The 8,492-nt window shown below is 61.5% G+C and carries 9 protein-coding genes; all 9 read left to right on the forward strand.

Going from position 1 to position 8,492, the window contains the following annotated elements; genetic code table 11:
* The first annotated feature begins 1 nt into the window (after position 1).
* The 9 genes from hscB to ispG all read left to right on the forward strand — a co-directional run bounded on the left by hscB (position 2) and on the right by ispG (position 8,381).
* A complete protein-coding gene (gene hscB / locus IG168_RS14790; RefSeq protein ID WP_193165192.1) occupies positions 2 to 532 on the forward strand; it encodes a Fe-S protein assembly co-chaperone HscB in 531 nt (176 codons plus the stop codon).
* Positions 533 to 696: 164 nt separating this feature from the next.
* Positions 697 to 2,556 carry a Fe-S protein assembly chaperone HscA gene (gene hscA, locus IG168_RS14795; protein WP_193165193.1) on the forward strand — a complete coding sequence of 620 codons (1,860 nt, stop codon included), beginning with the start codon at positions 697 to 699 and terminating at the stop codon, positions 2,554 to 2,556.
* Between the two features lie 88 nt (positions 2,557 to 2,644).
* On the forward strand, positions 2,645 to 2,983 hold the full coding sequence (gene fdx, locus IG168_RS14800) for an ISC system 2Fe-2S type ferredoxin (protein ID WP_193165194.1): 339 nt from the start codon (positions 2,645 to 2,647) through the stop codon (positions 2,981 to 2,983).
* Between the two features lie 39 nt (positions 2,984 to 3,022).
* A complete protein-coding gene (gene iscX / locus IG168_RS14805) occupies positions 3,023 to 3,217 on the forward strand; it encodes a Fe-S cluster assembly protein IscX (protein WP_193165195.1) in 195 nt (64 codons plus the stop codon).
* A gap of 177 nt (positions 3,218 to 3,394) precedes the next feature.
* Complete coding sequence (gene ndk / locus IG168_RS14810; RefSeq protein WP_193165196.1) at positions 3,395 to 3,823, forward strand: nucleoside-diphosphate kinase; 429 nt, start codon at positions 3,395 to 3,397, stop codon at positions 3,821 to 3,823.
* A gap of 199 nt (positions 3,824 to 4,022) precedes the next feature.
* A complete protein-coding gene (gene rlmN / locus IG168_RS14815) occupies positions 4,023 to 5,150 on the forward strand; it encodes a 23S rRNA (adenine(2503)-C(2))-methyltransferase RlmN (protein WP_193165197.1) in 1,128 nt (375 codons plus the stop codon).
* A 52-nt stretch (positions 5,151 to 5,202) separates the two neighbouring features.
* Positions 5,203 to 5,982 carry a type IV pilus biogenesis/stability protein PilW gene (pilW, locus tag IG168_RS14820; RefSeq protein WP_319024720.1) on the forward strand — a complete coding sequence of 260 codons (780 nt, stop codon included), beginning with the start codon at positions 5,203 to 5,205 and terminating at the stop codon, positions 5,980 to 5,982.
* Positions 5,972 to 7,051: a RodZ domain-containing protein gene (locus IG168_RS14825; RefSeq protein WP_193165198.1), complete on the forward strand. Its 1,080-nt coding sequence runs from the start codon at positions 5,972 to 5,974 to the stop codon at positions 7,049 to 7,051. The genes pilW and IG168_RS14825 overlap by 11 nt, the downstream gene beginning before the upstream one ends.
* A gap of 217 nt (positions 7,052 to 7,268) precedes the next feature.
* Positions 7,269 to 8,381, forward strand: a complete 1,113-nt coding sequence (gene ispG, locus IG168_RS14830) for a flavodoxin-dependent (E)-4-hydroxy-3-methylbut-2-enyl-diphosphate synthase (RefSeq protein WP_193165199.1) — start codon at positions 7,269 to 7,271, stop codon at positions 8,379 to 8,381.
* The last annotated feature ends 111 nt before the right edge of the window (positions 8,382 to 8,492 follow it).

Raw genomic sequence — 8,492 nt, forward strand, 5'->3', positions numbered from 1 at the left:
CATGTCACTGCACCAGACCTATTTCGAAATGTTCGGCCTGCAGCCCGCTTTCCATATCGACCGCGCGGCGCTGGCCGAGCGCTACCGCAAGCTGCAGCGCGAATTTCACCCGGACAAGTACGCCGCGCGCTCCGACCGCGAGCAGTTGCTGGCGATGCAGTACGCCGCGCAGATCAACGAGGCGCACACCACACTGCGCGATCCGGTGCTGCGCGCCGCCTACCTGCTAAAGCTCGCCGGTGTTGAAGTCAGTCCGGAGCAGACCACCTCCGACGCTGAATTCCTGATGCAGCAGATGATGTTGCGCGAGCGACTCGAAGAGGTGCGCGACGAGTCCGATCCGGCCGCCGCAATCGACGAACTGGGCGAAGAGGTTCGCGGGCTCTTTGCCACTGAACAGCGAAACTTCGCCGACGTCTTTGCCGCGGGGAATCTCGACGCGGGCAAGGACTCCCTGCTCAAGCTGCAGTTCCTGAGCAAGCTGCAGCGGCAGGTGGAAGAACTGGAAGAAGACCTTTTGGGCGACTATTAAGCCGATCTACAGGCCATCCTGACCTTTAGATCGGTCGCCCGCAAAATCACTTGCGCAACTGTGCGAAGTTGCTCGTATTTTGCGGGCTCGCGCTGGCCTGGGGCCAGCGGCGGCGCGTCCGCGCGCCGCCATTAACGTCACCTATGACATAGATGAGTTAATTAATGGCATTACTGCAGATTTCCGAACCCGGCCAAAGCCCCGAACCCCACCAGCGCAAGCGCGCTGTGGGCATCGATCTGGGCACCACCAACTCGCTGGTCGCCACGGTGCGCAGCGGCTCGGCGGAGGCCATTGCCGACAGTGATGGCGAGGTGATCCTGCCATCCGCGGTGCACTACGGCGAGAGCGATATCACTGTGGGTGCGGCAGCGCGCAATCGTGCCGGGAAAGACCCCTACAACACGCTGCTGTCGATCAAGCGCCTGATGGGCCGGGGCATCGCCGATGTGCGGAGCTTCGGAGAGCAGCTGCCATACAAATTTGCCGCCGACAGCGGCGGTATGCCGGCGATCGAAACCGCCGCGGGCCCGGTAAATCCGGTGCAGGTCTCCGCGGAAATCCTCAAGGTATTGGCGCAGCGCGGTGCCGAAGCACTCGGCGGTGACCTGGACGGCGCGGTCATTACTGTGCCGGCCTATTTCGATGACGCCCAGCGCCAGGCCACCAAGGATGCCGCCAGGCTGGCGGGCCTGAAGGTGTTGCGTCTGCTGAACGAGCCGACTGCGGCCGCGGTGGCCTATGGCCTGGATCAGCAGGAAGAAGGGCTGATCGCAGTTTACGACCTCGGTGGCGGCACCTTTGATATTTCCATTCTGCGGCTGTCCCGCGGCGTGTTTGAAGTACTGTCCACCGGCGGTGACACGGCGCTGGGCGGCGACGATTTCGATCGCGCGATTGCCAGCTGGATTGCCGAACAGGCGGGGCTGGGTACCGATCTCGATGTCTCCACCCAGCGCGCCCTGCTGGACCGCGCCTGTGCGGCCAAGGAGGCCCTGGCGGCGGAGGAGAGTGTCGCGCTGGAGTACGGCGACTGGCGCGACCAGCTGGATCGCGCGGGCATGGCGGCGCTGCTCGACCCGCTGATCGACAAGACCCTGCGCGCCTGCAAACGCGCCCTGCGCGACGCAGACCTGAGCGCGGATGAGATCGGGGAAGTGGTGCTGGTGGGCGGTTCGACCCGCACACTGCGTGTCCGCGAGCGTGTTGAAGACTACTTCGGTCGCGTTCCCCACGCCGACATCGATCCCGATCAGGTGGTCGCCATCGGTGCGGCGCTGCAGGCGGACGTACTGGTGGGCAACAAGTCCCGCGAGGACCTGCTGTTGCTCGACGTGATTCCGCTGTCCCTTGGGATCGAGACCATGGGCGGGCTCACCGAGAAACTGATTCCGCGCAATACCACGATTCCCGTGGCCAAGGCGCAGGAGTTCACCACTTTCAAGGATGGCCAGACCGCCATGGCCATTCACGTGGTGCAGGGTGAGCGGGAGCTGGTCAAGGACTGCCGCTCGCTGGCGCGCTTCGAGCTGCGCGGCATACCGCCGATGGTGGCCGGCGCCGCGCATATCCGCGTGACCTTCCAGGTGGACGCCGACGGCCTGCTGTCGGTGACCGCGATGGAGAAGAGCAGCGGTGTCAGCGCCGATATTACCGTCAAGCCGTCCTACGGCCTGGAAGACGCGGATATCGCCCGCATGTTGCAGGAGTCCTACGCGCACGCCGAAGAGGATGTTGCCGCGCGGGCCCTGCGCGAGGCCCAGGTAGAGGCGGAGCGGGTACTGGAAAGCCTGCTGGTCGCCCTGCGCGAAAATGGCGCCGAATTGCTGCAGGAGAATGAGCTGGACGGGCTCGAGCGGGCCATGGAAGCCCTGCGCCTGGCACACAATGGCGGCGACGCGGATGAGATCCACAGGCGCATCGAGGCGCTCAACACACTGTCCGAGCCCTTCGCAGCGCGCCGTATGGATGCATCCATCAGGCGCGCCATGCAGGGCCACAGTCTGGATGAATTTGATCAATAAACAGCGGAGCCGCCGCAGTCGGCGGCCATCGTAGCGGGGGCGGGCAGCGGCCCGGTCCCGAATAGAGCACACAGAGAGCTAGCAACCCATGCCAAAAATCGTATTCTTGCCGCACGCCGAAATCTGCCCCGAGGGCAAGGTCGTGGAAGTGGAGTCCGGTGTCAGTATCTGCGATGCGGCGCTGGAACACGGCATCGAAATCGAACACGCCTGCGAGAAGTCCTGCGCCTGCACCACCTGCCATGTCATCGTGCGCGAAGGGTTCGACTCGCTCGGCGAGCCGGATGAGCTGGAAGAGGATCTGCTGGACAAGGCCTGGGGGCTGGAGCCGGATTCACGCCTGTCCTGCCAGGCGATTGTCGACGACGAGGACCTGGTGGTGGAGATTCCCAAATACACCATCAACCAGGTTTCGGAGAAGCACTGACGCGTTAGTCAGGCCCTGACCCAAAGGGAGCTATAAGTCATGAAATGGACGGATATCAACGATATCGCGATCGAACTGGTGGATACTCACCCGGACGTGGATCCGTTGCAGGTCAATTTCGTCGATCTGCGCAACTGGGTGATGGAATTGCCGGGTTTTGACGACGATCCCAACCGCTGCGGCGAGAAGATCCTCGAGGCGATCCAGGCAGCGTGGATCGAAGAGGCTGAATAATCAGTCGATCTCTTAGAAATAGTACAAAGTTCATGCGCTAACGCGTATAATCCGCCCGCCTCGATAGGTGCTGTTCATTTATTGAGCGGAACGAATTCTAGGAAGAGCAACTTTTGGGTTGCTCTTTCCATATCTAAATCACGAATATCCCAGTAATCAGTAAAATTGGAGAAAAACATGGCCCTGGAACGCACTCTGTCCATCATCAAACCGGACGCGGTAGCCAAGAATGTGATCGGCGAAATTGAGAGCCGCTTTGAAAAGGCCGGTCTGCGTATCGTTGCCATGAAAATGCTGCAGCTGTCCCGCGAAAAGGCCGAGGGCTTCTACGCCGAGCACAAAGAGCGTCCTTTCTTCAAGGACCTGGTGGACTTCATGACCTCCGGCCCGGTGGTTGTACAGGTTCTGGAAGGCGAAAACGCTGTTCTGGCCAACCGCGACCTGATGGGTGCCACCAACCCGCAGGAAGCTGCTGCCGGCACCATCCGCGCCGACTTTGCCCAGAGCATCGACGCCAACGCGGTACACGGTTCCGACTCCACTGAGTCTGCCGCGCGCGAAGTGAGCTACTTCTTCGCCGACGACGAAATCTGCCCGCGCGGCTGATTTTACGTAATTTTGCTCAGGCAGCCGGTGTCTAAAACACCTGAGCCTGCAGCTTAAGCCCTGCTACCGGCTTTGGGTGTAGGGACTGTCTGCGAGAGGGATCTCGCGGACAAGCCTCCAGGGATGGATATACGGCGGTCCCGTAACCCGTAGCCGGTAGCAGGGCTGCCGCCGAGCTAGCCTAGAGGCACCTTTATCCATGAGCACTTCAGAATCCGCAAAAACCAACCTTCTCGGCCTGTCCGTCGACAAGCTGGCGGCCTTCTTCGAGTCGCTGGGCGAAAAGCGCTTTCGCGCCGTGCAGGTGCTGAAGTGGATTCACCAGAACGGTGTCGATGACTTTGCGCAGATGACCAATGTCAGCAAGGCGCTGCGCGAGAAGCTGGCCGACGTTGCCGAAATTCGCCCGCCGGAAGTGCTTGAGCAGTGGGATTCCGCCGATGGCACCCGCAAATGGCTGATCAAGGTCGAGGGTGGCAGTGCCATCGAGACTGTCTACATCCCCGACGGGGACCGCGGTACCCTGTGTGTTTCCTCACAGGTGGGCTGCTCGCTGGATTGCAGCTTCTGCGCAACCGGTAAGCAGGGATTCAACCGCGACCTGACCGCGGCCGAGATCATCGGCCAGGTGTGGATCGCCTGTAAATCCTTCGGTCAACTGCAGCCGAAAGGCCCGCGCAAGGTGACCAACGTCGTCATGATGGGCATGGGTGAGCCCCTGCTCAACTTCGACAATGTCGTCGATGCCATGAACCTGATGATGGAAGACAATGCCTACGGCATCTCCAAGCGCCGCGTGACCCTGTCTACCTCTGGAGTTGTACCCGCGCTGGACCGCCTGGCGGATGTCACCGACGTGAGTCTGGCCATCTCCCTGCATGCGCCCAACGACGCGCTGCGCAACGAACTGGTGCCGATCAATAAAAAGTATCCGATAGCGATGCTGCTGGACTCCGCCAAGCGCTATATCGAGCGCATGCCGGACACGCACCGCAAAATGACTATCGAGTACACCATGATGCGGGAGGTCAATGACCGCCCCGAACACGCCGAACAGCTGGCGGAACTGCTGCGCGATGTGCCGGTCAAGATAAATCTGATACCCTTCAATCCGTTCGAGTTATCGGATTACCAGCGGGTGAGCAACAACGCTTTGCGACGTTTTCAACAGATTTTGTTGGATAAAGGCTTTACCGTAACGGTGCGGACCACACGCGGAGATGATATCGCCGCGGCCTGTGGCCAGCTGGCCGGCAGCGTCAACGATCGCACGCGCCGCTCTGAGCGCTATCGCAACGCGGAGCGACCAGTGCGTATTGTCGGCTGATTAAAAAGCGCGCATCGCTGCGGCTCAATGAATAAAAACAGATGGTGATGTCGTGCTGACCAGATTTCTATCCCTGTCCTTCGCCGGACTGATTCTCACCGCAGCGCTGAGCGGCTGTGTGACCACCGGTGGTCTGGCGCCGCAAAAGGTCGACCTGGACAAGGCCGTGCAGACCCACGTTCAGCTCGGGCTGCGCTACCTGCAGAGTGGCGATAACCGCGAGGCGGCCCGCTTCCACTTCAACGAGGCGCTCAAGCTGGGCAAGCGCAATCCGCAGGCGCACCACGGCCTGGCGCTGCTCTATCAGGCGGACGGCGAAACGGCCGCAGCCGAGGAGCATTTCAAGAAAGCCCTGCGCTACGACAAGAATTTCTCCATGGCGCGCACCAACTACGGTGTTTTCCTGTACCAGCAGGAGCGCTACAAGGAGGCGCTTGAACAGTTCAAGACCGCCTCGGAAGACCTGACCTACAATCGCCGCTCTTTCGCGCTGGCCAATTACGGCCGCTGTGCCCTCAAGCTGGGCATGACAGAAGAGGCCGAGGCCGCCTATACCCGCGCCCTGGCGCTGGACAAGGATATGCCCCAGGCACTGCTGGAGCTGGCGGAACTCAAGTTTAATGCCGGCGCTTATGCGGAGGCCAAGCACTACCTGGACAGATACAGTGCTGATCATCGACAGGTGCCCCAGTCCCTGTGGTTGGGAATCCGGATCGAAAAAATCTTTGGCAATCGGGACAAGGAACGCAGTTATGCCCTTGCGCTGAAAAACCTCTATCCCTACTCGGCGGAGACGCTGAAATACCAAAAGATGATGGACAATGACGGATAACGTTTCGGAGATCAGTGAATCCCGGGCGTCGCAGAGCGGTGCGCCCGACGACGACAACACCCCAGGCAGCCTGCTGCGGCGCGCCCGCGAAGAAGCGGGCCTCAGTCTCCAGGAGTTGTCGCGCCGCCTGTGCATGACCGGCAACAAGCTGGAGCTGCTGGAGCGGGATGAATACGACCTGCTGCCGAGTGCCCTGTATGTGCGCGGCTATATCCGCAATATCTGCAAGGAACTGAAGATCGACGAGGGGCCGGTATTGCAGGCCTACTCCGGCTATGCGGCAGCGGAAGAGGAGAGTCAGGCAATCCTCGCGCATGTGAGCCGCACAGCCGTAGTGGACGAGGGACGTCGTCGCAGCTTCAAGGGGTTGGCGCTGTTGCCACTGCTGATCGTGGCCGGTGTTTTCTGGTGGATGAACGGTCGCAACCTGACCCCGCCCTCGTTTACTGCCGATAATGCGGTGGCCGCACCGGCGGTATCCGCTGCGGCAGCGGACGAAAAAGCAGATCTCACTGCAGCTGCAACTGCGGACAGCGAGTCCGGGATGGCTGCAGCGGTGCCGTCCGACATCGAATCCGTTGACGAGGCACCGGTGGAATCGGCGGTGATTGAAACCGGAGCAGAGGCCGGGGAAGCGTCAACCGCGCCGGATGCGAAACCCGTTGAGCCTGCTAATGTCGCGATGGACAGTCCCGATGCGGACGCCGCTGTAGCGGAACCCGTGGAAGCGGCAAAGCCGACTGCTGTCGAGGCATCGGCTGCTGAAACTGCGGCGAATGAGTCCGCAGTCGCTGAGCCCGAGGTAGAGCCAGCACAGCCGGCCGCAGCACCGGAAAAGCTGGAGCTTAGCTTTACTGAGGAATCCTGGGTCGAAGTCAAGGATGCTTCCGGTAAGCTGCTGATGGCCAAGTTGCAGCCGGCGGGCGCAGAGGTGACCCTCGAAGGCCAGGCACCGTTCAGCGTGATGCTGGGCAATGCTGTCGGGACTCAGGTGAGCTTCCGCGGTGAGTTGGTCGACAGCGCGCCCATCGGCAGCCGTCGTACCCGCAGGCTCACGGTCGGCGAGTAATCTGCACAGGGGTCGCGTGCCTGTCCCGATGGCGATTGCCGCGTGACTGGCCCGGCCCCCGCTTCACTATTCCGTTCATCGGGCTCCGTGTCCGGTCAGTCCGGCGGGTCGCAGTGTCCACAGGGCCTCGGCTGCCGTCGCGACCATCGAATTTAGAGCCGGCAGGCTCTATAATCTCCCCTCGATTTTTCAGTCTGCAAAACTGCCAGGTCAGCCTATGCAATTTGAGTCACCGATTGTTCGCCGTCAGTCGCGCCAGATCATGGTGGGCAATGTGCCCGTCGGTGGAGGTGCGCCGATTTCGGTGCAGAGCATGACCAATACCGACACCTGTGACGTGGCCGCCACGGTCGGCCAGATCCAGCGCCTGCAGCAGGCGGGGGCCGATATCGTGCGCGTGTCCGTGCCGAGCCTGGACGCCGCCGAGGCCTTCGGCCAGATCCGCCAGCAGGTGGAAGTGCCGCTGGTGGCGGATATCCATTTCGATTACCGCATCGCCCTGCGCGTCGCTGACCTGGGCGTGGATTGCCTGCGCATCAATCCGGGCAATATCGGCCGGGAACACCGTATCCGCGCGGTGGTGGACAAGGCCCGCGACCTGAATATCCCGATCCGTATCGGCGTCAACGCCGGTTCGCTGGAAAAAGACCTGCAGAAGAAATACGGCGAACCCACGCCGGATGCCCTGGTGGAGTCGGCCCTGCGCCATGTGGAGATTCTCGACAGCCTGGATTTCCAGAACTTCAAAGTGAGCGTCAAGGCCTCCGATATCTTTATGGCCACCGCGGCCTATCGCAAACTGGCGCAACAGATTGAACAGCCCCTGCACCTGGGGATTACCGAAGCCGGCGGCCTGCGCGCGGGTACGGTCAAGTCCGCCATTGGCCTCGGCGCGCTGCTGCTCGACGGCATCGGCGATACGCTGCGCGTGTCCCTGGCGGCCGATCCGGTGGAAGAAGTCAAAGTGGGCTGGGATCTGCTCAAGAGCCTGCGTCTGCGTACCAAGGGCATCAACTTTATCGCCTGCCCCAGCTGCTCGCGCCAGAATTTCGATGTGGTCAAAACCATGAACGAACTGGAAACACGCCTGGAAGACATCACCACGCCGCTGGACGTGGCCGTGATCGGCTGTATCGTAAATGGCCCGGGCGAAGCCAAGGAGGCCGACCTCGGCCTCGCCGGCGGTACGCCCAGTCATGCGATTTATGTAGACGGCCAGCCCCATACCAAATTGAAAAACGACAACCTGGTCGACGACCTGGAACGCCTGATCCGTGACAAGGCCGCGGCGAAGGCGGAGCGCGAGGCGGACATTATCGCCAAGGCCTAACCGCGGGCGGCAGGAAACCTGAGACCAGATGCGAAGGCGCCGATGCCGGGAGCCATTTGTGAAACGATTGCCGAGGAGGCTGTTGAACAAATGGCTCCCGACACCGGCGCC

The sequence above is a fragment of the Microbulbifer hainanensis genome (assembly GCF_014904735.1).
Classification (GTDB): domain Bacteria; phylum Pseudomonadota; class Gammaproteobacteria; order Pseudomonadales; family Cellvibrionaceae; genus Microbulbifer; species Microbulbifer hainanensis.

Bases quoted from the DNA above. Each gene is read 5' to 3' on its own strand.
- rlmN (WP_193165197.1), top strand. From the start codon at position 4,023: ATGAGCACTTCAGAATCCGCAAAAACCAACCTTCTCGGCCTGTCCGTC.
- hscB (WP_193165192.1), top strand. From the start codon at position 2: ATGTCACTGCACCAGACCTATTTCGAAATGTTCGGCCTGCAGCCCGCT.
- IG168_RS14825 (WP_193165198.1), top strand. From the start codon at position 5,972: ATGACGGATAACGTTTCGGAGATCAGTGAATCCCGGGCGTCGCAGAGC.
- ispG (WP_193165199.1), top strand. From the start codon at position 7,269: ATGCAATTTGAGTCACCGATTGTTCGCCGTCAGTCGCGCCAGATCATG.
- ndk (WP_193165196.1), top strand. From the start codon at position 3,395: ATGGCCCTGGAACGCACTCTGTCCATCATCAAACCGGACGCGGTAGCC.
- hscA (WP_193165193.1), top strand. From the start codon at position 697: ATGGCATTACTGCAGATTTCCGAACCCGGCCAAAGCCCCGAACCCCAC.
- fdx (WP_193165194.1), top strand. From the start codon at position 2,645: ATGCCAAAAATCGTATTCTTGCCGCACGCCGAAATCTGCCCCGAGGGC.
- iscX (WP_193165195.1), top strand. From the start codon at position 3,023: ATGAAATGGACGGATATCAACGATATCGCGATCGAACTGGTGGATACT.